The sequence below is a fragment of the Pseudomonas sp. SA195 genome (assembly GCF_054131565.1).
Window position 1 is genome coordinate 3,366,580 of the sequence record NZ_CP096392.1, and the last position, 25,958, is coordinate 3,392,537.

Genomic DNA, 25,958 nt, shown 5'->3' on the forward strand with positions numbered 1-25,958 from the left:
ATACCTAGCTGTCGATAAAGTGTCGAAATCACTGTGCCGAATTGCCACGAAACGAGCAGGCGAGTCGGTCACGAACCCCGTAATGACACGCTTTGAGCCGAATCGACACACCAAGCAAAAGGCTTCGATTCCCTCGCCCACACAACTTCCGAAGCGTCCTTAAAGCGAAGCTAGGCGCTCCGCGTTCGTTGCGGGCGAACGAGTAGCTTCGCCCCGAGGACATGCCGTGCGGCTGAACGGCCACTTAGGACCTAATCCCGCGCCGCCCATCACTTGATCCGTTCGGCCTATATCGCGAGGGCGATTGCGCGACAACACTCCTTTTGCTTCGCCTGTGATGTACGGAGCCCATCCAATGCAAACAGGAGAGTTCAATGAACAGATCAATCGCTTTGTCCGCCGCGATCTGGCTGGCGTTAAACGGCCATGCGCTGGCCAACGGGCATGTGGCCGAGGTGGAGCAGACCGGCCTCGACAATCGCGCGGAACAGACGCAGAGCGGCGTCATGCAGCGATCGTTCATCGCGCAGGACGGCGTTGCGAACAGCGCGATCACGGACCAGTCCGGGACCAGCAGCGCGAGCGATCAGGCGCGGGTCGAGCAGATCGGGTCGCTCAATTCGGTCGAGATCTACCAGGTGAACGGCAGCCAGCCAGGCACGGCGGACGCGCAGGTGTACCAGGCGGGCACGTCGAACAACGTCGTGCTCGAGCAGCAGGCCTACCTGGGTGAGCTGGCCAGCACGGCGCGCATTGAGCAGGACGGCACGGGTAACCAGCTCGAGGCCAGGCAGGCCTGGGTGGGCAACCAGCTCGAGGCGGTGTCCAGCGGGCAGGACAATCGCGTGCAGATCGATCAATCCGGGTTCAGCACGGCCAGCATTCAACAGACCGGCACGGCCCACCAGGTGCAGTTGGAGCAGGACAGCGGCGGTCTGGGCGGTGGTGCTGCGGAAATCGAGCAGGACGGCACTGCCAACCAAGCATTCATCCTGCAAATATCCGGACGCTATCCCGCGGCCGACGTGGCCGTCGATCAGGCGGGCGTGGCTAACATGGCACGCATCGAGACACGGGACGGAAACAGCGCGCTCGCGCACACGCAGCGCGGTATTGGAAACGAGCTCGACGCGTACATGGCCGGGCAGAACAGCAACCTGAGCGGGTACTCGGAAGGCGATTACAACCGAGTCTCGACCTCGCAGGTCGGCGATGGAAACCAGCTAGACATCGCGCAGATCGGTGCTTACAACCGGATCGAGGCCTCGCAGGGTTTCGAGGCCAACGAAGCGATGATCAGCCAGACGGGGCAAGGCCACCAGGCCTTTCTGACGCAGTCGCTGGGTAGCCATACGGCCAGTATTGTCCAGACCGGCAACGGCAACCTGGCCAACGTCGTGCAGCAATAGCGGGCAACGCGATCGCCCGCTTACGGCCGGTCGCCGGACCATTCGGTCGCCAGGGCGAGGTGTGGGCCTCGCCCTGGCGAGCCCCGGTCTCAGCTTTCCGGGCAGGCCGGCAGCAACCCGCGGGTCGGTACGCCTTCGTTGCGGGTGAAGGTGCAACCGTACGCCGGATCGGCCACGACACGCGGGTTCAGCACTTCGTCACCCGCCGGCTTGATGCCCTCCTGCTCCCAGCGCAGCATGTCCGCCATGGCCTCGACCTGCTCCTGGTAGCTGAAGTCGCAGTGGCTGGGCGCACGGATCGCGCGTTGCACGAGTAGCTCACCGTTGCCGTTGGCCTCGGCGTTGCGCCGGTAGATCTGCTGGTGCTTGAACGGCACGTAGAGGTCACCCAGGGTGTGAATGCTGACCACCGGGACGTTGAACTGGCCGTTGACCACCGGAATCCAGCGCAGGCCATCCGGGCGGATGCTGTTGGCCGGGGCGTAGCCGATGACGCGGATGATGGAGTCGTTGAACTCGCGTTCCTCGCGGGACATCGCCTTGTTCGTGTCGAACTGATAGCGCGTGGAGAGGTTGCCGGACAGCGAATCGGCGAGGATGCCGTCAACGGTGCCGTCCCGCCCGCCAGTGCCGAGCACGACGCTCTGCAGGCTGGTGCGGAAGCCCTCGGCGAAGATCGGCCGATCGCCACCGCTGAGTTCACGGACAATGCCTTCGAGCTTCTCGCCTTGCGGCGAAGGATCGGTGGGATAGCTGTCCCACAGCGCACCGATGATCTGCGGCAGCTTGGCCTGGAAGTCGGTCGCCGGGAAGCTGGTCGGCCCCTGCCCGGCCAGGTGTTGCGCGGCCAGGGTGAAGTTCATCAGGTACTCGAACTCGTAGACGTCGCCGGTCACGCCGCACATGGGCACCGAGCCGTCGTACACGACGCGGTTGTTGGCCGTCGCGTAGGTTTCGGCCTCGACGGCAGCGGCCGCGACATGGCCGCCCATGGAATGCCCGGTGATATAGGTCTTGCTCGGCGCAGCCTTGCCGGTCAGCTCACTGAAGGCCAGGGCCAGGGCGTTGGTGTCTTCGATGCCGGCGCGTACATCGTAGTAGTTCTTGCTGTAGCTGGACGCCGCCCAGGCGTAGCCCTGCTGAAGCAACCAGGGGCGGATGGCTGGCGGACCGACGGTGAGCTCCGGCCCCTGCCCGCGGAACCCATGAGCGTACATGACGAGCATGCCGTTCCAGTTAGGCGGCACTTCGATCTGGTAGGACGAACCCTGGTAGACGCCGGTCCAACGCTCGCTGGGCAGGCCGGGAATCGCAGCCAATGGCGAAACCACAGGAACGAAGGTACGCGAATCCTGCTCACGTGATTCGCTGTGGGACAGCGGCGGCTTGATGGGTTTGGGGCGGGCGTGGGCATCGGCCGCGACGCCGATCGTACCGACGAGCATCACGCCGGCAAGGGCGCGTGCGCAGGCCGAAGCCAGGTTGCTTGGACGCATGGAGACTCTCCTGATTGTTGTTCTTGTTCTAGCGGTGCGAGCACTGCGTCGAAGACCTGCCGAGCCGATGCCTTGCGCGCTCAGCTAACCGTGGCAGAGGCTACGGGCCTGTCAAACACAACCAGGATTTGGCAGACGACTGGCAGCGAAACCAGCATTCGAAAATGTCCCGACTGCCGCCGCGCTTATGGACGCATCAGCACAACGATGGAGTGGGTGAAGCGGAAGGGCCCGACGTGCAGTCGGGCCTGGTATTGCGGCCGCGTTACGGCGCGGCATGAGCGGGGCAGGACCGCCCCGAGGAGGGCTCAGCAGTTGCCCTTCTTGGCCTGGCCAGGGGGGCAATGAGTGCCGCCGTGGTGGCCGTCGCGGTCGCCGACGTCGACGGCAACGCCCGGCAGGCGCAGGCTGCAGCCGGTCATCAGCAGGGCCGCGAGGGCCACAATCAGCGTGCGGGTGGTCAGGTTATGCAGTGCTTTCATCGGAATACTCCTCGGCTTTCCTGAAGGCGCCTGGCTGGCGCCGTTACGTTTGCAACTATGGCCCATTCGAGCGGCAGCATCCATCTGATCGCAGCAAGCGGGCGCCTGCAGAAGCGGACTCCATGCCGCGCCCTATTCTGGTTTTGGGCGAGGCGATCCCTATCCAGGCATCGCCCTGCGAACGAGGCTGTGATCAACCCGCGCGGTACTCCGCATCCGCTGCGTCGAAACGCTGCTGAATGCTGTCAGCGGGTGCCCTGCCCATCATGCTCACCACGTAAATCGCGACGCTGGCCAGAATGAAGCCGGGGATGATTTCGTACAGGCCCAGGCCAATGAATTCCTTCCAGACAACCACGGTCACGGCACCGACGAGCATGCCAGCCAAGGCACCATTGCGGGTCATGCGCTTCCATACCAGGGAGATCAGCACCACCGGGCCGAAGGCCGCACCGAAACCGGCCCAGGCGTAGGACACCAGGCCCAGCACCTTGCTCTCCGGATTCGAGGCGATGCCGATGGCGATCAGGGCGATCAACAGCACCATGGCGCGGCCGACCCAGACCAGTTCGGTCTGCGAGGCACCCTTGCGCAGGAAGGCCTTGTAGAAGTCCTGGGTCAACGCACTGGAGCTCACCAGCAACTGGGCGCTGAGCGTACTCATGACGGCCGCGAGCACGCCGGAGAGAATCACCCCGGCCACCCAAGGGTTGAACATCAGCTTGACCAGTTCGAGGAACACCCGCTCGCCATTCTCGGTCACCGCGCCGGCCACGGCCGGGTTGTCGGCAAAGTAGGCGATACCAAGGAAGCCCACGGTCACGGCGCCGGCCAGGGTCAGGATCATCCAGGCCATGCCGATGCGGCGCGCGTTGGGAATGGTCTTGACCGAATCGGCAGCCATGAAGCGCACCAGGATGTGCGGCTGGCCGAAGTAGCCCAGCCCCCAGCCGAGCAGGGAGATGATGGCGATGAAGGATAGGCCCTTGAACATGTCGAAGTTCGACGGATCCTGCGCGGCGATGGTGTCCATGACGGCGCCCATGTCGCCCAGCGAGAAGATGACGAACAGCGGCGTGATCAGCAGCGCGAAGATCATCAGCGTGGCCTGCACGGTGTCGGTCCAGCTCACCGCGAGGAAGCCGCCGATGAACACGTAGAGAATGGTCGCCGCGGCGCCAACCCACAGCGCGGTGCCGTATTCCATACCGAAGGTGGACTCGAACAGGCGCGCACCGGCCACCACGCCCGAGGCGCAGTAGATGGTGAAGAACATCAGGATCACCAGGGCGGAGAAGATACGCAGCAGGCGGCTCTCGTCTTCGAAGCGATGTGAGAAGTAGTCCGGCAGCGTCAGCGCGTTGTGGTTGTACTCGGTGTGCACACGTAGGCGGCCGGCGACGAACAGCCAGTTGAGCCAGGCGCCGGCAATGAGGCCGATGGCGATCCAGCTTTCCGACAGGCCGGCAACGAAGATCGCGCCGGGCAGGCCCATCAGCAGCCAGCCACTCATGTCGGAGGCACCGGCCGACAGCGCAGTGACGAAACTGCCCAGGCTGCGGCCGCCGAGGATGTAGTCGTCGAAGTTCTTGGTGGCGCGATAGGCGATGAAGCCGATGAGGATCATCGCCACGATGTAGATCACGAAGGTGATCAGTGTCGGGTTACTCAGGTTCATTTGTATTTATTTCCTTGTGCTGCGGAGGCATCGCTCCGCCTCCACTGACGACACATTGCAGGGCGTCGGCAACGGATGGCCGAGTCAGCGCGCAAGGATAGCGTTTCGATTGCAAAACCGCTCGTGACCGGGAGGTTTCCGATGTCCTGGACGCCAGGTCGTACGAGGAGGCGCCCGCCTCCGGTTATCGGTCGATCACCTGACCGCGCATGGGCGCGAGGCGCGCCAGCAGGCGATTCTGCACCGGGATCGGCACTGCTTCGGCGGTCATGGCGGCCTGCAGGTTTTCCACCAAGGCGTTGAAATCCGCCGGGGTCAGGGCCAGGCCCTTGTGGCTTTCCTCCATGCTGTCACCGGTGTAGACGCAGGGCCCACCCGCTTCGGCGCACAGTTTCTCGATCAGCTTGTCGCGCACCCGCTGGATGTCGACACGCTGGAAATGCTCGACGATCCGCCGGTCCGCGGCGACGCGCAGCAACATGCCTTCGACGATGCGGGTGATGCCCGGCGCGCCACCCAGTTGGCGATACAGGATGTCGTCGCGTGCCGGCTGCTGGGCGCAAGCCGCGAGCAACAGGCAGACCAGCAGGATCAGCCGCGGCATCAGAAACTCCCCTGCACGGACAGATAGACGCCGTCCTGATTGCGTAGCGTGGCGATCTCGCCGAGCCGGGCATAGGCGAGCACGAGGGCCAGACGCTTGCTTGGGAAGTAGCCGACGAAAAGGTCAGCCCAATCGCTTTCCCCGGCGAACGAAAGGTTGTCGGGTTTCTCGCGGTACTCGACGCCAACGGCCCAGCGAGGATTGAACAGCACCGCCACCGAACCTTCTTTCAAGAGACTGCGGCTGTCGCGCCGATCGCCGCCGAAGCCGAGCAGGCCGAGTTCGTTGGCCCGGCTGTAGCGCACGCCACCGTTGAGCAACAGGTTGTAGCCGAAGGCGCCGCCGAGGACGAGGCGGCTCGCGGTCAGATAAGCCTCGGCATCCTCGTCACGCTGCGCGCCGATCAGCGAGGGAATCAGGAAATCCTTCTGCCGCTTGTACTGCACGCCCAGCGACACCTGCGGCAGGCGGTCGTAGACCAGATCGCCGAACAGCCGCCACTTGGCGCCGAAAATGTCCTGGCTGAGGCTGTTTTCGGGCAGGGACAGGTCTCGCGCCAGCGTACCGAGATCGAAGCGCTGGCGGGCGAAGGAAAGCTCCAGCCGATTGCCGTAGGCCACGGCGGCACCGGCCACTTCAAGCCGGTAGTCGCCAGTCTCGACGCGCGTCGCGAAGACGTCACCGCCCCACTCACCCCGCTCGCCATAACCGGCCAGCACCGCCCAGGGGGTGATGCCGCCACCGGCCGCGCCTTCGAGGCTGGTGGCGCCGCCTGTCGCCAGCAGGCGGCCCTGGCCCGCATTGGCCAACAGCGGAAGGCAACAGGCCAGGATGAACAGATGCCGAACGAACATCACGAATGCACCTTCATGCGAGCCGAAGCCATGTGAGACGGTTGCTGGGCGACCCAGGCTTCGAAGGCTTCAGCCGGAAGTGGGCGGCTATAGAGATAGCCTTGTAAGGTGTCGCAGCCCCAGGCCTGAAGCAGATCGCGGGTTTCGTCGTGTTCGACGCCTTCGGCCACGACCTTCAGCCCGAGCGCATGGCTCATGTCGATCGTCGAGCGCACGATCACCGCGTCACCGCGGGTCTCGCCCAGCTCGCGGATGAAGGACTGGTCGATCTTCAACTCCTGTACCGGCATCCGGCGAAGCTGGGCCAGCGAGGAGTAGCCGGTGCCGAAGTCGTCCACCGAGAGACGGATACCGAGCCCGCGCAAACGATGCAGCATCGCCAATGCCCGCTCCGGCTCGCGCATGACGGCGCTTTCGGTGATCTCGAAGACCAGCTGCTCGCCCTTGATCGCATAACGGCCCAGCAACTCGGCGACATGCTCTTCGAGCGTTAGCGACACAAGATCTTCAGCAGAGATATTCAGCGAAACCTCCATCCGGAAGCCTCGCCCGTTCCAGTGATGCAATTGACGAATCGCCGCTTCGATCACCCAGGCGGTCAGCAATTGGATGCTGCCGGTACGCTCGGCCAGCGGAATGAACTCGCCCGGCGAGATCGGCCCATGCTGCGGGTGATGCCATCGCAGCAATGCCTCGGCCTGGTAGACGCGCCCGGTCTGCAAGTCGACCTTGGGTTGGAACATCAGACTCAGCCCGCCGGTTTGCGGGGCATGGCGCAGGTCGCGAATGAGCGTGATCTGTCGCTGGTGTGCAACGTCGCTGCCCTGTTGGTAGAGCTGCAGACCATCAGGAATGAGGGTGGCGTCCTGCATGGCGATGCGCGCGCGGCGCAAAAGCTCGTCAACGCTTGCGGCGTCGTTCGGGTAGGCGGCGACACCAATGTGTGCGTCGAGGCGCACCTCCAACTCGGCAATGCGCATTGGCTGCACCAGCACTTGTTGCACCGCAACAGCGACACTGAACGCCTGTTCGACCGAGGTATCACTGACGATCATCAGGAACTCATCGAACAACAGCCGTGCCAGGTGATCACCCGGCTGCAGGCTGGCTTGCAGCCGCTGCGCAATCTGCCGCAGGGCCTGGTCGAGGCCCTCGGAGCCGGCGCTGTCCTGCAGGCCGTCGAGGTTGCCGATGCCGATGTGCAGCACCGCAGTTGCGCGCCCGGCTTCCAGTGCGTTGGACAGCAACTCCGAGACCAGCGAGCGGTTAGGTAGCCCGGTCACATCGTCATGCAGCATGTTGTGCGCGATCAGTTGCTCGCGTTCGGCGATGCCCCGCTGCATCTGATTGAGCGCCTTGGCAAGGCTGCCCAGCTCGTCGTCGCGATCCAGTTCGATCGGCGTCTGGTAGTCACCACGCCCGACCCGATCGGCCGCGCGGGCCAGCGCATTGACCGGCTCGGCCAGGCTGCGCGCCAGCAGCAGCGCGCCGACCAACGAGGCGATCAGGCCAACGACCGCAATCAGCAGGATGCGCGAATCGAGTTCATGGAAGCCGTCCAGCGCATCATCCAGTGAACTGTGGACGACGGCGATGACACCGTGATCGGTGCCCTGGGAAAGCACGACGTCCTCGTTGAGGTAGCGCTCGTTGCCAAGCATCAGCGGCTGAAAGCCGTCGGCGTGTACGTGCCGGCTCCAGCCGACGATCAGATCTTCGTGTTTCTCGGGCACGAGTGTGCTGGTCAGCTCGCCACGGGTATCGCTGCCCATGGCCAGAAAGGATACGTCCAGCCCGGTCAGCTCTTTGAGTTCCTCCGCCAGCGAGCGGTCCATGACGAAACCCATGACGACGCGGGCGATCGGCAGCGGAGCGCGCACCTCCGCCTCGACCAGCAGGTGAGCCTGGCCACCCAAGGCGAGGACCACGAGCGTGCGGCCGCTCTCGCGGGCCTGGCGAAGGTCATCGGCATAACGGAAGGCTTCGCCGGGAATCGCGTCTGCCAGGCTGGAGGCCAACACACGGCCGTCGAGCCCCAGCAGCATGGCTTCGCTGGCATTGATCCGCGCCGCCTGGTTGGTCATTACCGATTGCAGCGTAGGGGTGTCACCGCTGGCGACTGCTTCCTTGAAGCCGAAATCCGCGGCCAGCACTTGGACCCCGTCGCGCAACTGGCGGCCACGCATGTCCAGTAGCTGCTCGAACACACGCAGGCCCGATTCGAGCCGATCGGTGGCCTGTCGGCTAACAGCCGACTCGGTGACCAGCCGCACGGAGAAGTACAGCGCGCCGATAACGATCAGCACGAAGGCCGCGAGCACGCCGGTCAGGCGCGCATGGAAACTAAGGCCGCGCGTCACGGGTGGCATTCCTGAACGCATCGGCAAACGCGCTTGGCGCTGGCGGAGCGGGTTGTAACGGTGCCGTCACGGCCACCGACAGGCGCAGGTCGACGGTTTCGTCGCCGGCCCCCAACTGGCCCGCGGCCTGCGGTTGCATATCGGCTAAGGCAGGATGCCAGAGCGTGGCCGGGTACTGACCGGCCGGTACGTCCAGCGTCACCCTGCCCTCTGCATCGCTGACGGCAAACAGCTCATCTTCGGTGACGTAGATGTACCCCAGCATCCAGTCGTGGATGTTGCAGCCAAGCACGACCAGACCAGGCGCATCGAAGGCCACCGGTGCGCTGGGCGTTCCTTCATAGAGGCGCAGCTCGAACCGCTTGGCCGGGGAAAAGGAATAGACCTGGTGACGGATGTCGTCACGATTGGGAAAGCGCACTGCGGTTCCTACCCGCACCGGCAGCACCGCCGGGACGAATTGCTTGCCGATCTGGTCCATATCGGCCTGCCCGCCCTGGCCTGCTGCCAGTGCTGCGCCGCGAAGGCTGAGCACGGCGCCGACCACCGGTTTGCCCTCGGTATCGAGGATGCGCACCTGTAGCGGCTGAGCCTGTGCGGCTGCGGCGAGCGCACCCAGCAGGCCCGTCAGGACGAGGGTTGCACTGTGTTTGAACATAGGGATCGACCCCGCCTTCGTGGCGTCATGCGTTGGACTGCAACCATCCCTGGCAACCATTTAGCTGTCAGGCTAGCCCATTGCCACTACCTGATCAGCCTTTTTTTCACCTCACTGCGCCGATCCTCCGCTGCACCGGCCGGCCGCCTCGGCAAAACGGATCCTCTCGCCAAGGGTCTGAAGAGCAATGGCCGCGCATCCTTCGCGCGGCTCCTTCGACTGCGACACCCAGGAGGCTGCCATGACCCTCGACATCGATACCGCCACGGGCACCTGTTCCACCACCATCGACGGCACCACCTACCGCAGCGCCATCATGGACGTACGCATCAGCACCGATCCGGCCGCGCGCATGTCGGTCGCACACGTCGATGGCGCCAGCACCCACCTCACCGAAGACCAGGCCGAACACCTGATCGCCGCCGGTGCGAAAGACGATCGCGAGAACCTAGTTGTCGACGATTGAGGCTGCCACATGAGGCGACGCCGACCGGAGGTCGACCTTGCCCAGATAAACGAAACCCCGCTGCCGGGCTGACCGACAGCGGGGTTTCGTCATCTGGGCGTGCGTGAATCAGCGCCCTTGGTATTCCTGCTCGGCGTCTTCGAAACGCTTGACCATGCTCGGCGAAGCGCCACGGCCGACTTTACTGAAGACAACGATGGCGATGCTCGCAAGGATAAAGCCCGGGATGATTTCGTACAGGCCGAGACCAATGAACTGCTTCCAGACCACCACGGTGACAGCACCGACGATCATGCCAGCCAGCGCGCCGTTGCGGGACATGTTCTTCCACAGCAGGGAGATCAACACGACGGGGCCAAAGGCAGCACCGAAGCCGGCCCAGGCGTAGGACACCAGGCCCAGCACCTTGCTGTCCGGGTTGGAGGCAATACCCAGGGCGATGAAGGCGATCAGCAGCACCATCGCACGGCCGACCCAGACCAGCTCGGTCTGCGAGGCGTTCTTGCGCAGCATAGCCTTGTAGAAGTCCTGGGTCAGGGCGCTGGAGCTGACCAACAGCTGAGCACTGAGCGTACTCATGACGGCAGCCAGCACGCCGGAGAGGATCACACCGGCCACCCAGGGGTTGAACAGGATCTTCACCAACTCCATGAACACGCGCTCGCCGTTCTCGGTTACCGGGCCGGCTTGGTCAGGATGGCCCGCGAAATAGGCGATACCAAAGAAGCCCACTGCCACGGCGCCAGCAAGGGTCAAGATCATCCACGCCATGCCGATGCGGCGCGCGTTGGGGATGGTCTTGACCGAGTCGGCGGCCATGAAGCGCACCAGGATGTGCGGTTGGCCGAAGTAGCCCAGGCCCCATGCCAGCAGCGAAATGATCGCGACGAAGGACAGGCCGTCGAACATGTCGAAAGCCGCCGGATTCTGGGTCGCGATGGTATCCATCGCGGCACCCATGTCGCCCAGCGCGAGGATGACGAACACCGGGGTGATCAGCAGCGCGAAGATCATCAGTGTGGCCTGCACGGTGTCGGTCCAGCTGACCGCCAGGAAGCCGCCGATGAACACGTACAGGATGGTCGCTGCGGCACCGATCCACAGGGCCAGGTCATACGGCACGCCGAAGCTGCTCTCGAACAGGCGGGCGCCGGCCACTACGCCAGATGCGCAGTAGATCGTGAAGAACACCAGCACCACGAGCGCCGAGAAGATGCGCAGCATGCGGCTGTCATCCTCGAAACGGTGCGAGAAATAGTCAGGCAGGGTCAGTGCATTCTGGTTGCGCTCGGTATGGACGCGCAGCCGACCGGCAACGAACAACCAATTCAGCCAGGCGCCTGCGATAAGGCCAATGGCGATCCAGCTTTCCGACAAACCGGCGACGAAGATCGCGCCAGGCAAGCCCATCAGCAACCAACCGCTCATGTCCGAAGCACCAGCGGACAGCGCCGTCACGAAGCTGCCGAGGCTCCGGCCACCGAGGATGTAATCGTCAAAGTTCTTGGTGGCCCGGTAAGCGACGAAGCCGATCAACAGCATCGCGCCGATGTAGACCAGGAAGGTGATCAAAGTGGGAGTACTGATGCTCATGTTGTTCCCTCATTAGTTGTTGTTGATGGGCGCGAGGGTATTCCCGATCCCACCTGGCAGAGGGCGATGGCGGATCGCGCCATCACCGGGACGGGCCCAACCGGACCCATCAGTGGCGGAAGAGCGATCCGCCGACTGTTCTGATTGTTGTAGTGAGCTGGCGGTCTCTGAACCGAGCCGCCAGCCGTTTCCTGCTAAGTGACGATCAATCGTCGACCAGCGACAGCAGCGAGGCATTACCGCCAACGGCGGTGGTGTTGGTCGAGGTGGTGCGCTCGTTGGCGAAGCGCAGCAGATAGCTTGGGCCACCTGCTTTCGGGCCCGTGCCGGACAGGCCGCAGCCACCGAAGGGCTGCACGCCGACGACCGCGCCGACCTGGTTGCGGTTGATGTACAGATTGCCAACCCGCGCCAGGGCTTCGATGCGCGCGGCGGTTTCCTCGTTACGGCTGTGAACGCCAAGCGTCAGGCCATAGCCAGTGGCATTGATGTCACCAACCACTTTTTCCAGGTCGGCAGCATCGAAACGCACGACATGCAACACCGGGCCGAACTGCTCTTTCTTCAGTTCCAGGATGCTGCCGATCTCGAACGCCACCGGCGCCACGAAGTGACCGTTGAGGCTGCCCGGGAGCTGGGCTTCGGCGATCAGCTTGCCTTCGGCCTTGAGCTGCTGGATATGCGCCAGCAGGCCTTCGCGGGCTTCAGCGTCGATCACAGGGCCCAGGTCGTTTTCGCGCAGGTGCGTCGGGCCGACCTTCAGCTCGGCCATGGCGCCCTTGAGCAGCTCGATCACGCGGTCCGCGATGTCGCGTTGAACGTAGAGCACGCGCAAGGCTGAGCAACGCTGGCCAGCGCTGGTAAAGGCAGACCCGACCGCGTCCTTGACCACCTGCTCAGGCAGCGCGGTGGAGTCGACGATCATGGCGTTCTGGCCGCCCGTTTCGGCGATCAGAGTAGCGATGGCGCCCTCCTTCTCGGCCAGCTGGCGATTGATGATGCGCGCCGTGTCAGTCGAACCGGTGAAGCAGACGCCGACCACGCGCGGGTCACGGCAGAACACGCCACCCAGCGTGGCGCCGTCACCCGGCAACAGGGCAATGGCGTCTTTCGGCAGGCCAGCTTCAAACATCAGCTCAAGGGCGCGGGCTGCGATAAGGCTGGTCTGCTCGGCCGGTTTGGCCAACACGGTATTGCCGGCGACCAGCGCCGCGGTGATCTGGCCCAGGTAAATGGCCAGCGGGAAATTCCAAGGGCTGACGCAAACGAAGACACCACGGCCTTCATGGAACAGCTCGTTGCGCTCGCCGGTCGGGCCCTTGAGCTCTTCGCGGCCGAGTTTCAGACGGGCCTGCAACGCGTAGTAGCGGCAGAAGTCGACCGCTTCGCGCACTTCGTCGATGCCGTCCTGCAGGGTTTTGCCCGCTTCTAGGGTGCACAGGGCCATCAGTTCGGCGCGATTGGCTTCCAGCAGGTCACCCAGGCGCTCGAGGATCTGCGCACGCTGTTCGACCGGCGTTGCGTTCCAGCGGGGCCAGTAGGCAGCCAGACCGTCGATGGCCTGCTTGGCCTGCTCGGCGCTGGCGAACTGTGCGGTGCCCACTTCTTGGCTGAGCTGGTACGGGCAATGGACCTTGTTCGGGGTGCCGGTCAGCTTCTGCCCGCCGATGACGGGTGCGGCTTGCCACTGGCGATCGAGGAAGGTCTGGTAGGCGCTGGACAGCTCGTTCCACTGGGTCTGGATATTCATGTTGATGCCTCGAGAATTGGTCCGGTTGCCGTACAGCGCCGGCGGGAGCGGGATGCGTTGGTTGCCGAAAGTCTTGAACTGGCGGAGCTGGCTGACCGGGTGATCGATCAATGTCTCAACCGGCACACGCGGGTCGACCAGCTGGTGCACGAACGACGAGTTGGCACCGTTCTCCAGCAGGCGGCGCACCAGATAGGGCAACAGATCCTTGTGAGCACCGACGGGTGCGTAGATGCGCACGTTCTTGCGGTACTTCTCGATCACGGTGTCGTACAGGGCGTCGCCCATGCCGTGCAGGCGCTGGAACTCGAAGTCGCGCGGGGTTTGCAGCTCGCTGGCCATGGCCAGGATGCAGCTGACGGTATGGGCGTTGTGGCTGGCAAATTGCGGGTAGATCACGCCGCGGGTCTGCTCGGAGAGCAGGTAACGTGCGCAGGCGAGGTACGAGGTGTCGGTACCTTCCTTGCGGGTATAAACCGGGTAGCCCGGCAGGCCCTGAACCTGACACTGCTTGATCTCGCTGTCCCAGTAGGCACCTTTGACCAGACGCAACGGGATGCGCGCACCAAGCTCTTTACCCAGCAAGGTCAGCCATACCAACACCGGCAGGCAGCGCTTGGAATACGCCTGGATCACCAGGCCGAACTCGCCCCAGCCGGCAATGGCGGGGTCACGCATGAGCTTTTCGTAGAGTTCGAGCGACAGTTCGAGGCGGTCCGCCTCCTCGGCGTCGATCGTGATACCGACATCCAGTTTGCGCGCCAGGATGGCCAGCTCGCGCACATTGGCGAACAGTTCGGTAAGCACTCGCTCGCGTTGGGCCACTTCATAACGCGGGTGCAATGCAGACAGCTTGATCGACACGGACGGGCGCGGGCCAGGGCCGACCTGCGGTTCTGCACCGACTGTTTCGACAGCCTGACGGTAGTCGGCCATGTACTTGCGGGCGTCCTCGGCGGTCAGCGCAGCTTCACCGAGCATGTCGAACGAATAGGTGTACCCCTTCTCGCGCTCCGGACGGCCGTTCTTCAGGGCTTCGGAGATGGTGCGACCGAGGACGAACTGCTTGCCCATCAGCTTCATTGCCTGGTTCATCGCAGCGCGAATCACAGGCTCACCAGAGCGTTTGATGAGGCGGCCGATGACGTTCTTCGGACGACCGTCGGAGCTTTCCGGGTCCACCACGCGGCCGGTCATGACCAGACCCCAGGCGGCGAAGTTGACCAGCACGTTGTCGCTCTGACCGAGATGTCGCTCCCATTCGGCCGCGTTCAGTTTGTCGCGGATCAGCGCGTCGGCGGTGGCGGCGTCCGGCACGCGCAACAGCGCTTCGGCCAGACACATGAGCATCAGGCCTTCCTGGGTATCCAGGCTGTACTGGCGTAACAGAGCGTCAAGGGTGTCCACGGCGTTATCACGCCCACGCACGGCCTGGATGAGGCTACGCGCTTCCTGGCGGATGGCTTCGATGCCTGCCTCGCCAGGGTCAGCCAATTGCAGCAGCTCGGTGAGGTAGTCCGCCTCGTCTACGCAATAATTTGCGCTGATGGCGGGGAAAAATTCGGCGGCTTTCAGGTTGGCGAAATCGCCCTGCAAGACTTTACCGGCTTTGAACATCGCGCCGCTCCTCTAGTGGAGTGTTGTTGTACTGGCTCGGCGCGCTGCGGCTTGAAATTGGCAGCGCTCGCCGAACGGGTAGGCGAATCTACGGCGGCGGCCACGGGCGTTGTTTCGCAAAGCTACGGAACTTTTGCAGAAACCTATGGGTTTTTGAGCGCCGTCATTTACCCGTCACCCACTTTCACTATAGCGGTGCTGGATTACTGGCTTTAGGCCACACACGCACCGTTTCGGTGCGAAATGACGGATCTTCAGCTGTCGCGCGTGCGCAACCGCTTGGGCGTCAGCCCGAGGTAGCGACGCGTTGCCGTAGTGAGGGCACTTTGGCTGGAGAAGCCGCACTCCTCGGCAATCCGCACTAGCGGCAGAGGGCTTTCACGCAGCAGACGGGTGGCGCGATCGAGGCGGCTTTTGAGCAGGTATTGGTGAGGGGTCAGGCCGACGCAGTCCTTGAACTGTGCGTGAAAGTGACTGGGACTCAGGCAAGCCACTTGCGCCAACTCCGCCACGGTGATGCGCCGCGCCAGATTGGTCTCGATGTGCGCATCGAGCCGGGCAATATCGAGCGAGCCGACCGGGCGGTGAGTCGTATCCCCGAACACGCGAAGGTGAAGTGCGCGCAAAAGCACGCCGCCCAACGCGCGCGCCAACAATGGATCACTGCCGTAGCGCGCCAGCTCGGCACCGGCATAGTTGAGCAGGTTCTGGAAATCAGCATCCAGCGCCGGGTAGCGCGGGATTTCGAAGAGTTGCGCGAGCAAGCGCGGATCGTCTTCGCTCATGTCCTGATCATCGAGGTCGATGATCAGCATGCGGTTGTCGCCCTTGCCGGCGAATTCGTGCTCGGCATGGCCGGGCACCAGGCAGGCGCGCATGCGGCAGACCTCCCCACCCGCTCCGTCCACCTCGAACTCCGCGCTGCCGGCCAGCGACAGCACCAACTGGTGATAGTCGTGCGCGTGTTCGTGGGCCTGATCATCGAGGCGAAGCAGACGGGCGTTGAGCATGGCGGGATACCTGAGGTGTCCAGGCACTCTACCGAAGGCCCGGCATTTTTTACAGCGGCGACCAGAGGCCGGCTGCGATTCGTATTGAAATCATTCGGCCGATACCCATCTAAAGAGAACGTACTCGCCACAGGTGCCGCATGAACGACGACATCCATCAAGAACTCGAGCAAGACGAATCGTCCACGGGCCTGGTTCTGCCGGATCAGAACCTACCCGACAAGCTGTACATCATCCCCGTGCACAACCGGCCGTTCTTCCCGGCACAGGTGTTGCCGGTAATCGTCAATGACGAGCCCTGGGCGGAAACGCTGGAGCTGGTCAGCAAGACGCCGTATCAGCGCCTCGCCCTCTTCTATATGGACACCCCCGCTGCGGATGCCGCCAGTTTCGACCCGGACGCACTGCCCGAACACGGCACCATGGTGCGCGTGCACCACGCGTCGAAAGAAGGCGGCAAGCTGCAGTTTGTCGCTCAAGGCATGGCCCGGGTGCGAATCCGCGGCTGGTTGCGCCGCAAGCCCCCTTATCTGGTCGAAGTTGATTATCCGCAAAGCGATGAAGACCCGCGTGACGAGGTGAAGGCTTACGGCATGGCGCTGATCAACGCGATCAAGGAGCTGCTGCCGCTCAACCCGCTGTACAGCGAGGAGCTGAAGAACTACCTCAACCGCTTCAGCCCGAATGCACCGTCACCACTGACCGATTTTGCGGCCGCGCTGACCACCGCACCGGGTGCCGAACTGCAGGAAGTGCTCGACACCGTACCGGTGCTCAAGCGCATGGAAAAAGTCCTACCGCTGCTGCGCAAGGAAGTCGAGGTCGCCAAGCTGCAGAAGGAGCTGACCGGTGAAGTGAACCGCAAGATCGGCGAGCGCCAGCGCGAGTTCTTCCTCAAGGAACAGTTGAAGATCATCCAGCAGGAGCTCGGCATCACCAAGGACGACCGCAGCGCGGACGCCGATGAGTTCCGCTCGCGTCTGGAAGGCAAAGTCGTGCCGCCGGCCGCGCAAAAAAGGATCGACGACGAGCTGCAGAAGCTCTCGGTGCTGGAAACCGGATCGCCGGAGTATGCCGTCACCCGCAATTACCTCGATTGGGCGACCTCCATGCCCTGGGGCTTGTACAGCGAGGACAAGCTCGACCTGAACCATGCCCGCAAAGTGCTGAACGCTCATCACGCAGGCCTCGACGACATCAAGGACCGGATCCTCGAGTTTCTGGCCGTTGGGGCCTTCCGCGGCGAAATTGCCGGCTCCATCGTGCTGCTCGTCGGCCCGCCCGGCGTCGGCAAAACGAGCATCGGGAAGTCGATCGCCGAATCGCTCGGCCGTACCTTCTATCGATTCAGCGTCGGCGGCATGCGCGACGAGGCGGAGATCAAGGGCCATCGCCGGACCTACATTGGCGCCTTGCCGGGCAAGCTGGTGCAGGCGCTCAAGGAAGCCGAGGTGATGAACCCCGTCATCATGCTCGACGAAGTCGACAAGCTCGGCAGCAGCCACCAGGGCGACCCGGCCTCGGCGCTGCTCGAGACGCTAGATCCCGAGCAGAACGTTGGCTTTCTCGACCATTACCTTGACCTGCGCCTAGACCTGTCCAAGGTGCTGTTCGTCTGTACGGCCAACAGCCTGTACTCGATTCCCGGCCCGCTCCTCGACCGCATGGAGATCATCCGGCTGTCCGGCTACATCACCGAGGAGAAGCTGGCGATCGCCAAGCGCCACCTCTGGCCGCGCCAGCTTGAGCGGGCCGGTGTACCGAAGAAACGGTTGTCGATCAGCGACAGCGCCCTGCGCAGCCTGATCGAAGGCTATGCGCGCGAGGCCGGGGTGCGACAGCTGGACAAGCAGCTCGGCAAAGTGGTGCGCAAAGCGGTGGTCAAGCTGCTCGACGAACCCGAGGCGAACATCAAGATCGGCCCTAAGGACATCGAGAGCTACCTGGGCATGCCGTTCTGGCACCCCGAGCAACTGCTTACCGGCGTGGGCGTGGTGACCGGGCTCGCCTGGAACAGCATGGGCGGCGCCACGCTGCCGATCGAGGCGACGCGCATCCATACGCTCAACCGCGGTTTCAAGCTCACCGGCAAGCTCGGCGACGTGATGAAGGAATCGGCGGAGATCGCCTTCAGCTACATCAACTCGCACCTCAAAGAATTCAAGGGCGACCCGGAGTTCTTCGACCAGGCCTTCGTGCATATGCATGTGCCGGAAGGCGCTACGCCGAAGGATGGGCCGAGTGCCGGTATCAGCATGGCCAGTGCCCTGCTGTCGCTCGCGCGCAATCAGGCGCCTAAGAAAGGGGTGGCGATGACGGGAGAGCTGACCTTGACCGGCCTGGTCCTGCCGATAGGCGGGCTGCGGGAAAAGGTGATCGCCGCGCGGCGTTTGAAGCTGTTCGAGCTGATCATCCCTGAGCTGAATCGCGGGGACTTCGAAGAGCTGCCGGATTACCTCAAGGAAGGCCTGACGATGCACTTCGCCAAGCGCTTCAGCGAGGTGGTCAAGGTGCTGTTCTGACCGGCGCGCGGGCGCGGGCGGAGGTCGCCTCTGCCCGCAGCCGCCCACTCAGCCGATGACCATCAAGCCAACGGCTTTACGAGCAGGCACCCAGCCCCTTAAGGTTCAGCCGTTTCCCCGCCGTCTGGAGCCACCTCGCCCATGCCCATCTTTTCGCCCCGCGTATTGCCGCTTGCGTCATTGCTTGCGCTTGCCGGCTGCGCCAGCCATCCCACCGGCAGTGTCACCCTGACTGACGATGCGGACTGCCCGGTGCAGCTGCAACGCGGCCAGACGCTGATCGTCAGCCTACCGAGCAACCCAACCACCGGATATCGCTGGAATGTCCAGGAGGTATCCGAAGCGCAGGTTAAGAGCCTCGGGCCGGAAGTGTTCAGCTCGCCAGAAAAAGGCATGATCGGCGGCGACGGCCTGTCGACCTGGCGTTACCAGGCCGGCGAGCCGGGCCAAGGCCGCCTGTACCTGACCTATCAGCGCCCGTGGGAGGCCGACGGCGAGCCAGCCGGCCTTTTCGACTGCCGGATCGAAGTCGAGTAGCCGACCGTCCGCCAGAAGGCGATCGGGGCGGCTTTCCGCTACAATGCCGCCCCTGTTTTCCAGCCCCAGACGCCGCCGTGAGCCACGAACCCGACCGCCTGTTCGCACATCCCCTCGCGCAACCGCAGGATTTCGTCTTCAACGAGGCGGTAGTGCGCGTATTTCCCGACATGATCAAACGCTCGGTGCCGGGCTATCCAACGATCGTGGAAAACATAGGCGTGCTTGCCGCTCAGTTTGCCCAGCCCGACACCCGACTCTACGACCTCGGGTGCTCGCTCGGGGCGGTCACGCAGGCATTGCGCCGGCATGTGAAAGCTGAGGGCTGTCGCGTGCTGGCCGTCGATAACTCGGCCGCGATGGTCGAGCGCTGCCGCGAATACCTACATGCCCAAGATTCGATGTTTCAAGAGCTGCTGCCGGCCGACGTCATCGAGGCCGACGTGCTCGAGCTGGCATTTCAGCCGACGTCGCTGGTCGCGCTGAACTTCACCCTGCAATTCATACCGCCGGCTGAGCGCCCCGCCCTGCTCGCCTCGATCCGCCAAGCGCTGGTGCCGGGCGGCGCGTTGATCCTGTCGGAAAAGCTGCGCTTCGAGGACGACGTCGAGCATGACTTGCTAAACGACCTGCACATCGCCTTCAAGCGCGCCAATGGCTACAGCGAGCTGGAAATCGCGCAGAAGCGCAGCGCCATCGAAAACGTGATGAAGCCCGACAGCCTCGAGACGCATCGCCAACGTCTGCTGGCCGCCGGATTCTCCAGGGTCGTGCCCTGGTTCCAATGCCTGAATTTCGCCTCGCTGATCGCCCTGCCATGAACCTCGACCTGACACCCATGACCTGGCGCCTGGCCGGAACCCCGCTGGCCGCCTGGGCCAATGACCTGCAGCGGCAACTCGACGCCAAGCTCGCGATCGGGCACGGCGACCTGCCCCGCTGGCGCCGTGCCGTCGACGCCTTGCCCGCCCTCACGCCCGCCCACGTCGAGTTGCGTGACGCATTCCGCCTGGGCGGCGACTGCAGCGACGAGACTCGCACTGCGATTCATGATGCGCTGTTCGGCCTGTCGCCTTGGCGCAAGGGGCCATTCGAAGTCTTTGGCGTGCATGTCGACACGGAATGGCGTTCGGACTGGAAATGGGGTCGCGTCGTACCCCACCTCGATCTCGCTGGTAAGCGCGTGCTCGACGTCGGCTGCGGCAATGGCTACTACATGTGGCGCATGCTCGGCGCCGGCGCGGATTCGGTGGTTGGCATCGACCCCAACTGGCTGTTCTTCTGCCAATTCCACGCGATGAAGCGCTACCTCGACGAACTGCCGGCCTGGCACCTGCCGCTGGCCCTGGAAGACCTGCCCGCTCGTCTCGAAGGCTTCGACACGGTGTTTTCCATGGGTGTGCTCTACCACCGGCGCTCCCCCATCGACCACTTGCTTGAACTCAAGGACTGCCTGCTGCGTGGCGGCGAGCTGGTGCTCGAGACGCTTGTCGTCGAAGGCAACGAACAGACCGCGCTGGTACCCGAAGACCGTTACGCGCAAATGCGCAACGTCTGGTTCCTGCCGTCGGTGCCAGCGCTGGAGTGCTGGCTGCGCCGCGCCGGTTTCGTTGATGTTCGTTGCGTGGACGTCAGCGTCACCAGCGTCGAGGAGCAACGCAGCACCGACTGGATGCGCTACCAGTCGCTCCCCGACTTCCTCGACCCACACGACCGCAGCAAGACGGTCGAGGGCCTGCCTGCCCCGACCCGCGCGGTACTCATCGGCCGCAAGCCCTGACGTCGACCGCTTGCCGCTCGGCGATGAGTTGACGCAACGGCATACGCGCCTTTTCCTGCAACAGCGGCCGGCTCAGGTCGCGCATACGCAACTGCCGATCGTCCAGCCTGAGCAGGCGCCGATACAGACGGCGCTTATGCCAGGCCCTGAGCCAGTCGATCACCCGTTGCTGGAGCTCTACGGGCCACATCGCTGGCAGGTAGACATCCGGCTGTGGCGGCTCGCAACGCTGCGCTATTCCAACCTTGGCGGATCGTGCATACAGTCTCATACCCATCTTCATTGCATCCTCCTGCTCGCAGGGGGTGCCTGTCGCACCCGTTGGTGCCGAAAAAGCATCGGCACCTTCAGATTGGGCGCACTTGACGTTTCAGACAAACGACTAGAATAGAAACGTCAGTTCAGTGAAATTGAAGAGTAAGCACTATGCCGGGAATGCCAGAACCACTGCCGCACGCCGCGATGCCCATGCTGGAAATCGACGTGTTGCGTACCTTCGTCTGCATCGCAGAGAACGGCAGCTTCACCCGGACTGCCGGTCAGGTATACCGCACTACCTCGGCGGTCAGCATGCAGATCAAACGCCTCGAAACCACGCTGGGTTGCGCCCTGTTCAGCCGCGAAGCCCGGCGAGTCAGCCTGACGCCTGATGGAGAGCGCCTGCTCAGCTATGCGCGCCGCCTGCTCAAGCTCAACGAAGAAACGGTCAGCGCATTCGTCCAACCCAGCGTGTGCGGCCAGGTTCGTTTCGGAACTCCGGCGGACATCGGGACCCATGTCCTGCCTGGCTTGCTGTCGTTGTTCGCACGCACCCACCCGGGTATTGAAGTGAACGTGTCGGTCGGCCGGAGCGTGGATATGATCGAGCGCATCGACGCAGGCGAGCTGGACGTGGCTTTGGTCAGCGTCGGCAATCTCGGACAAGACGACTCTCGCGGCGACGTGATCTTCAGCGAACCGCTGGTCTGGGCCGGCCGCGCCGGAGGTGTCGCCGCCGAGCGCACGCCGCTGCCGCTGGCACTGGCCAGCCCGGAGTGCGCCTGGCGCCGCCAAGCCCTCGACGCGCTCGACCGGGCCGGACGTGCGTATCGAATTGCCTACTCAAGCGAGCAATGCGCCGGACAGGAAGCGGCGATGATTGCAGACCTGGCCGTCGCGCCCTATCCGCTCAGCCTGGTCCGCACCCCGTTGAAACGCTTGGAAGAAACCGAGCTGCTGCCACCGCTCGGCCAGTACCAGATCAAGCTGCTCTGCACCGCGCAACCCAGTGAGCCGGCCGAAGTGCTGGCGCGCCATGTGGTAGCGGCCTTCGCCACGCATCACTGAATAGCACCATTCAACTAGGGAATTGGCGGTGGCGTGACCTTGACCATCGGCGCCATCCAGCATTGCGCGCCGGGGCTGCTTGCCTAATTTGGCAGGCTCCCCGAGACATCCGGATCGAGTCCGAGCGCGGGTGAGCGCTCGACTCAATGACCTCGACACTCATCCTGAGTCTGGTACTGACGGTTCCGCTGAACCTCTTCACCCACTGACGCGGTGCCGGTCAACCACGCGCAGCGGCGCTCAGAATCAGGTGCTTCATTTCCTTTACGGCCTGCTTGAAGCCGACGAATAGCGCGTGGGCCACGATCGCATGGCCGATGTTCAGTTCGTTGACACCGCGAATCGCCGCGATGGCCTCGGCATTGTGGTAGTGCAAGCCGTGCCCGGCGTTGACGATCAAGCCATGGCTAAGCCCCGCCTCCACCCCGTCACGTATACGGGCTAGCTCGCACGCGCGCTCTGCCAGGCTGTGCGCGTCCGCATAGCGCCCGGTATGCAGTTCGATAGCAGGCGCGCCAACCCGTGCCGCCGCCTCGATCTGCGCCGGGTCGGCGTCAATGAACAGAGAGACCTCCGCACCACAGGCCGCAAGCCGGTCGACAGCCTCCTTGATGCGCGACGCCTGGCCCGCCACGTCCAGCCCGCCCTCGGTAGTCAGTTCCTGCCGGGTTTCGGGAACCAGGCACACATGCTCAGGGCGCAGCCGCTCGGCGAATGCCAGCATCGCCTCGGTCACGCCCATCTCGAAATTCATTCGGGTCTGCAAGGCATCCTTCATCATGAGCACGTCGCGCTCCTGGATGTGGCGGCGATCCTCGCGCAGGTGCACGGTGATGCCATCCGCCCCCGCCTCCTCGGCATCCAGCGCGGCCTTGACCGGGTCCGGATAACGGGTACCGCGGGCCTGGCGCAGCGTAGCGACGTGATCGACATTGACGCCGAGCAGGATTCGATTGGCTTCAGTCACGCGGAGTCTCCTTTGTATTCATGAACAGTTCCCGGCTGACCAACGGCCGGCCACCTAGATGGGGCGCCAAGGCCTGGCGCATCAAACGCTTCGCGGCTGCCAACGCTCCCGGCACGGTCCAATCGGCTTCGGCCATTGCCAGGAGTTCCGCGCCGTTGAACAGGCCCGGCTGGAACTGGCCGATCGGTTCAAGACCGGTGTCAGGCAACAAACGGTAGGCGGCGGTCGCCACGATCGGCTGGCCAGCGATATCGGTATCCAGAGAAAAACCGTAGCCGAGTTCGGTCAGCAGCCGCCACTCGAATGCGCGAAGAATTGGCTCCAATGGACGCTTGGCGGCCAGCGCCGGCAAGGTGGCAGCATAGTGATCGAACATGGCGGGGTGTGCATCTTCGGCAGGCAACAGTCGGATCAGCAACTCGTTGAGGTACATGCCGCTGAACAGCGCATTACCGTCCAGCCAATAGGCCAGGCCAGCGCTGTCGAGTCGGCCCACAGTCTTGAGATCCGCACGGCCGCGAAATTCGACCTCCAACGGGACGAAGGGTCGCGCGAGCGTACCGGCTTTGCCACGCGCACCTCGCAACACTGCCCTCAGCCGACCGGCAGGCGTTAAAAAATCCACCAGCGCACTGCTTTCACGATAGGGCCGGCTGTGCAGAACGAAGGCGGATTGGATGGTCATGGATCCTGCGCTTTAGACTGGAGGGCGGAGCGGGCCTAGAACCAGCGAAGCCCGCCGTCAATACACCAGGATCACCGTAGCTCGGCGAAATCAGTCGCCCTAGGGCCAAGGGCGCCGCTACAAGCCACGGGCTCTGCGCCGCTCATGTCATCAAGCGTCTAGTGCCTGGCCAGACCTTTAGCCTACTGATAGCCAAGCGAATGCAGCGCACGCTCGTCGTCCGACCAGCCGCCTTTCACCTTGACCCAGAGGTTGAGCATGACCTTGGAGTCGAACAGCACCTCCATGTCCTTGCGCGCCTCCTGGCCGATGCGCTTGATGCGTTCGCCCTTGTCGCCAATGATGATTTTCTTCTGGCCGTCACGCTCGACGAGGATCAATGCATGAATATGCAGGACGTGCCCTTGCTGCTTGAAATCCTCGATCTCGACAGTGATCTGGTACGGCACCTCGGCGCCGAGCTGGCGCATGATCTTCTCTCGGACCAATTCGGCTGCCAGGAATCGGCTGCTGCGGTCGGTAATCTGATCTTCGGGAAAGAAATGCTCGCCCTCCGGCAGATGCGAAGCAACCAGCTTTTCGAAGACGTCCAAGTTCTGCCCATGCTGGGCGGAAATCGGGACAATTTCGGCGTTGGGCAACTGCTGCGACAACCATTCGAAATGCGGCAGCAGCTCTCCCTTATCCTCAACACGGTCGGTCTTATTCACAGCAACGATGACGGGACCCTCGACGTACTGGATCCGTTCGAGTACCAGCTGGTCCTCATCCGTCCACCGTGTGCGGTCGACGACGAACACCACAACGTCGACATCCTTCAGCGCCGAGGCAGCCGTTCGGTTCATGTAGCGGTTCAGCGCCGTCTCGCCGTTCTTATGCAGGCCGGGCGTGTCCACGTAGACGGCCTGAACGGCACCTTCGGTCTTGATACCGAGCATGTTGTGGCGTGTGGTCTGCGGCTTGCGGGACGTGATGGCGAGCTTCTGCCCCAGCACATGGTTGAGCAGAGTCGATTTGCCCACGTTGGGACGACCAACGATTGCCACGTAGCCGCAGCGGCTCACGTCTTCGCTTTCCAGCTGATGTTCATCAATCATGACCATTCTCCACGCCTAGCGCGATCAGTGCCGAGGCGGCAGCGACCTGCTCGGCAATCCGCCGGCTGGCGCCCTGCCCCTGGGTTTTCTCATTGAGCAAGGCGACTTGGCACTCGACGAAGAAGGTCCGGCAATGCGGCTCCCCCTGTATGGCCACCACCTCGTATTTCGGCAGTTCGCAGGCCCGCGATTGCAAAAACTCCTGCAGGCGGGTTTTCGGATCCTTGTTGGTATCGACCAACGTCAGACCTTCGAGCTCGTTGGCGAGCCAGGCCAACACCCGGTCCCGCGCAGTTTCAATACCGTCGTCGAGGTAAATGGCGCCGATCAAGGCTTCCAGCGTGTCAGCAAGGATTGACTCGCGGCGAAATCCACCGCTTTTCAACTCACCTGAACCAAGCCGCAGATGGTCGCCCAGCTCGAACCCCCGAGCCAGTACGGCCAGCGTTTCGCCCTTGACCAGACGAGCACGCAGCCGAGACAGCTGCCCTTCCTTGGCCTGGGGGAAGTGATTGAACAACGCCTCGCCGGCAATGAAGTTGAGGATGGCGTCGCCAAGAAACTCCAGACGCTCGTTATTGCGTCCGGCGTAGCTGCGGTGCGTCAGAGCCAGGAGCATTAGCTCCTGGTCTTTGAATTGATATCCGAGCTTGCGCTCGAGTCGGGCTAGCGAAGTGCTCACGGCATCCTTAGGCGATATTCTTTATCGAAGTTCGCCACCAGATCGAGGTTACGGATCAGCGGCTCGCGTTTTTCGTAGTCCAGGTGAACCTTGAACTCATTATTTTCAATCACGACCGTCATCGCCTCGTCGAGGTTGAGGTCGCGAATTCCATTCACATCCATGCCTTTGCGAACATGGCTGTAGAAATCACGCACCGTGCGGATCTCAAGCGCCTGTTCACTTTCGACCCCAGAGATGATCTTGTCCATGGACATATAGTCGAAGTAGTGCGGCAACATCTTGAAAGCAGTACTGGCAAAAAATGCGACCACGGCGAGCACCATGATCCAGCTCAGCATGGAGAGCCCTTTTTGCGAACGAGCGAAACTCATGTCGACCTCTA

Annotated in this window: 23 protein-coding genes; 7 read left to right on the top strand and 16 right to left on the bottom strand. The window is 63.3% G+C overall.

Annotated elements, in window-relative coordinates; all coding sequences use genetic code 11:
• Positions 1 to 374: 374 nt before the first annotated feature.
• Complete coding sequence (locus tag M1D78_RS15645; RefSeq protein ID WP_437420908.1) at positions 375 to 1,409, top strand: hypothetical protein; 1,035 nt, start codon at positions 375 to 377, stop codon at positions 1,407 to 1,409.
• 89 nt (positions 1,410 to 1,498) lie between these two features.
• Here the strand turns inward: M1D78_RS15645 and M1D78_RS15650 are convergent, their stop codons facing one another.
• The 7 genes from M1D78_RS15650 to M1D78_RS15680 form a co-directional block, all read right to left on the bottom strand.
• Complete coding sequence (locus M1D78_RS15650) at positions 1,499 to 2,905, bottom strand: alpha/beta hydrolase family protein (protein WP_437420909.1); 1,407 nt, start codon at positions 2,903 to 2,905, stop codon at positions 1,499 to 1,501.
• A gap of 308 nt (positions 2,906 to 3,213) precedes the next feature.
• The gene (locus tag M1D78_RS15655) at positions 3,214 to 3,387 is read right to left on the bottom strand and encodes a hypothetical protein (protein WP_437420910.1); all 174 of its coding nucleotides are present in this window, start codon (positions 3,385 to 3,387) and stop codon (positions 3,214 to 3,216) included.
• Between the two features lie 193 nt (positions 3,388 to 3,580).
• Positions 3,581 to 5,065: a sodium/proline symporter PutP gene (putP, locus tag M1D78_RS15660; RefSeq protein ID WP_437420911.1), complete on the bottom strand. Its 1,485-nt coding sequence runs from the start codon at positions 5,063 to 5,065 to the stop codon at positions 3,581 to 3,583.
• A gap of 184 nt (positions 5,066 to 5,249) precedes the next feature.
• Positions 5,250 to 5,669 carry a group I truncated hemoglobin gene (locus tag M1D78_RS15665; protein ID WP_437420912.1) on the bottom strand — a complete coding sequence of 140 codons (420 nt, stop codon included), beginning with the start codon at positions 5,667 to 5,669 and terminating at the stop codon, positions 5,250 to 5,252.
• Complete coding sequence (locus tag M1D78_RS15670; RefSeq protein ID WP_437420913.1) at positions 5,669 to 6,523, bottom strand: DUF3034 family protein; 855 nt, start codon at positions 6,521 to 6,523, stop codon at positions 5,669 to 5,671. The genes M1D78_RS15665 and M1D78_RS15670 overlap by 1 nt, the downstream gene beginning before the upstream one ends.
• Positions 6,523 to 8,883, bottom strand: a complete 2,361-nt coding sequence (locus M1D78_RS15675) for a putative bifunctional diguanylate cyclase/phosphodiesterase (protein ID WP_437420914.1) — start codon at positions 8,881 to 8,883, stop codon at positions 6,523 to 6,525. The genes M1D78_RS15670 and M1D78_RS15675 overlap by 1 nt, the downstream gene beginning before the upstream one ends.
• Positions 8,867 to 9,541, bottom strand: coding sequence for a methylamine utilization protein (locus M1D78_RS15680; RefSeq protein WP_437420915.1), 675 nt, complete (start codon positions 9,539 to 9,541; stop codon positions 8,867 to 8,869). Before M1D78_RS15680 ends, M1D78_RS15675 begins: the two co-directional genes overlap by 17 nt.
• 241 nt (positions 9,542 to 9,782) lie before the next feature.
• On the opposite strand from M1D78_RS15680, the gene M1D78_RS15685 reads away from it, so the two are divergent.
• Positions 9,783 to 10,007, top strand: coding sequence for a DUF3203 family protein (locus M1D78_RS15685; RefSeq protein WP_437420916.1), 225 nt, complete (start codon positions 9,783 to 9,785; stop codon positions 10,005 to 10,007).
• A gap of 108 nt (positions 10,008 to 10,115) precedes the next feature.
• On the opposite strand, the gene putP (M1D78_RS15690) is transcribed toward M1D78_RS15685, so the two are convergent.
• The 3 genes from putP (M1D78_RS15690) to M1D78_RS15700 form a co-directional block, all read right to left on the bottom strand.
• On the bottom strand, positions 10,116 to 11,600 hold the full coding sequence (gene putP, locus M1D78_RS15690) for a sodium/proline symporter PutP (protein ID WP_437420917.1): 1,485 nt from the start codon (positions 11,598 to 11,600) through the stop codon (positions 10,116 to 10,118).
• Between the two features lie 205 nt (positions 11,601 to 11,805).
• Positions 11,806 to 14,967 carry a bifunctional proline dehydrogenase/L-glutamate gamma-semialdehyde dehydrogenase PutA gene (putA, locus tag M1D78_RS15695; protein WP_437420918.1) on the bottom strand — a complete coding sequence of 1,054 codons (3,162 nt, stop codon included), beginning with the start codon at positions 14,965 to 14,967 and terminating at the stop codon, positions 11,806 to 11,808.
• A 254-nt stretch (positions 14,968 to 15,221) separates the two neighbouring features.
• Positions 15,222 to 15,977: a helix-turn-helix domain-containing protein gene (locus M1D78_RS15700; RefSeq protein WP_437420919.1), complete on the bottom strand. Its 756-nt coding sequence runs from the start codon at positions 15,975 to 15,977 to the stop codon at positions 15,222 to 15,224.
• Positions 15,978 to 16,117: 140 nt separating this feature from the next.
• Here M1D78_RS15700 and lon point away from each other — a divergent pair, with 140 nt between their 5' ends.
• From lon to cmoB, 4 genes are all read left to right on the top strand, one after another.
• Positions 16,118 to 18,499 (top strand): endopeptidase La, encoded by a 2,382-nt coding sequence (gene lon / locus M1D78_RS15705; protein ID WP_437420920.1) that lies wholly within the window; start codon positions 16,118 to 16,120, stop codon positions 18,497 to 18,499.
• Positions 18,500 to 18,640: 141 nt separating this feature from the next.
• On the top strand, positions 18,641 to 19,036 hold the full coding sequence (locus M1D78_RS15710; protein WP_437420921.1) for a protease inhibitor I42 family protein: 396 nt from the start codon (positions 18,641 to 18,643) through the stop codon (positions 19,034 to 19,036).
• A 77-nt stretch (positions 19,037 to 19,113) separates the two neighbouring features.
• Positions 19,114 to 19,857, top strand: a complete 744-nt coding sequence (gene cmoA / locus M1D78_RS15715) for a carboxy-S-adenosyl-L-methionine synthase CmoA (protein ID WP_437420922.1) — start codon at positions 19,114 to 19,116, stop codon at positions 19,855 to 19,857.
• Positions 19,854 to 20,816: a tRNA 5-methoxyuridine(34)/uridine 5-oxyacetic acid(34) synthase CmoB gene (cmoB, locus tag M1D78_RS15720; RefSeq protein ID WP_437420923.1), complete on the top strand. Its 963-nt coding sequence runs from the start codon at positions 19,854 to 19,856 to the stop codon at positions 20,814 to 20,816. The genes cmoA and cmoB overlap by 4 nt, the downstream gene beginning before the upstream one ends.
• On the opposite strand, the gene M1D78_RS15725 is transcribed toward cmoB, so the two are convergent.
• Positions 20,797 to 21,093 carry a hypothetical protein gene (locus M1D78_RS15725; RefSeq protein WP_437420924.1) on the bottom strand — a complete coding sequence of 99 codons (297 nt, stop codon included), beginning with the start codon at positions 21,091 to 21,093 and terminating at the stop codon, positions 20,797 to 20,799. The genes cmoB and M1D78_RS15725 overlap by 20 nt on opposite strands.
• Before the next feature lie 158 nt (positions 21,094 to 21,251).
• Between M1D78_RS15725 and M1D78_RS15730 the strand changes: the two genes are divergently transcribed.
• The gene (locus M1D78_RS15730) at positions 21,252 to 22,142 is read left to right on the top strand and encodes a LysR family transcriptional regulator (RefSeq protein WP_437420925.1); all 891 of its coding nucleotides are present in this window, start codon (positions 21,252 to 21,254) and stop codon (positions 22,140 to 22,142) included.
• 220 nt (positions 22,143 to 22,362) lie between these two features.
• Here M1D78_RS15730 and pdxJ read toward each other — a convergent pair whose 3' ends face one another.
• From pdxJ to M1D78_RS15755, 5 genes are all read right to left on the bottom strand, one after another.
• The gene (gene pdxJ, locus M1D78_RS15735; RefSeq protein ID WP_437420926.1) at positions 22,363 to 23,109 is read right to left on the bottom strand and encodes a pyridoxine 5'-phosphate synthase; all 747 of its coding nucleotides are present in this window, start codon (positions 23,107 to 23,109) and stop codon (positions 22,363 to 22,365) included.
• Entirely contained in the window at positions 23,102 to 23,794 is a 693-nt protein-coding gene (gene recO, locus M1D78_RS15740) for a DNA repair protein RecO (protein ID WP_437420927.1), read from the bottom strand. Before recO ends, pdxJ begins: the two co-directional genes overlap by 8 nt.
• A 182-nt stretch (positions 23,795 to 23,976) precedes the next feature.
• The gene (gene era, locus M1D78_RS15745) at positions 23,977 to 24,891 is read right to left on the bottom strand and encodes a GTPase Era (RefSeq protein ID WP_437420928.1); all 915 of its coding nucleotides are present in this window, start codon (positions 24,889 to 24,891) and stop codon (positions 23,977 to 23,979) included.
• Entirely contained in the window at positions 24,884 to 25,573 is a 690-nt protein-coding gene (gene rnc / locus M1D78_RS15750) for a ribonuclease III (protein WP_437420929.1), read from the bottom strand. The genes era and rnc overlap by 8 nt, the downstream gene beginning before the upstream one ends.
• Positions 25,570 to 25,947: a DUF4845 domain-containing protein gene (locus tag M1D78_RS15755; protein WP_437420930.1), complete on the bottom strand. Its 378-nt coding sequence runs from the start codon at positions 25,945 to 25,947 to the stop codon at positions 25,570 to 25,572. The genes rnc and M1D78_RS15755 overlap by 4 nt, the downstream gene beginning before the upstream one ends.
• Between the last annotated feature and the right edge of the window lie 11 nt (positions 25,948 to 25,958).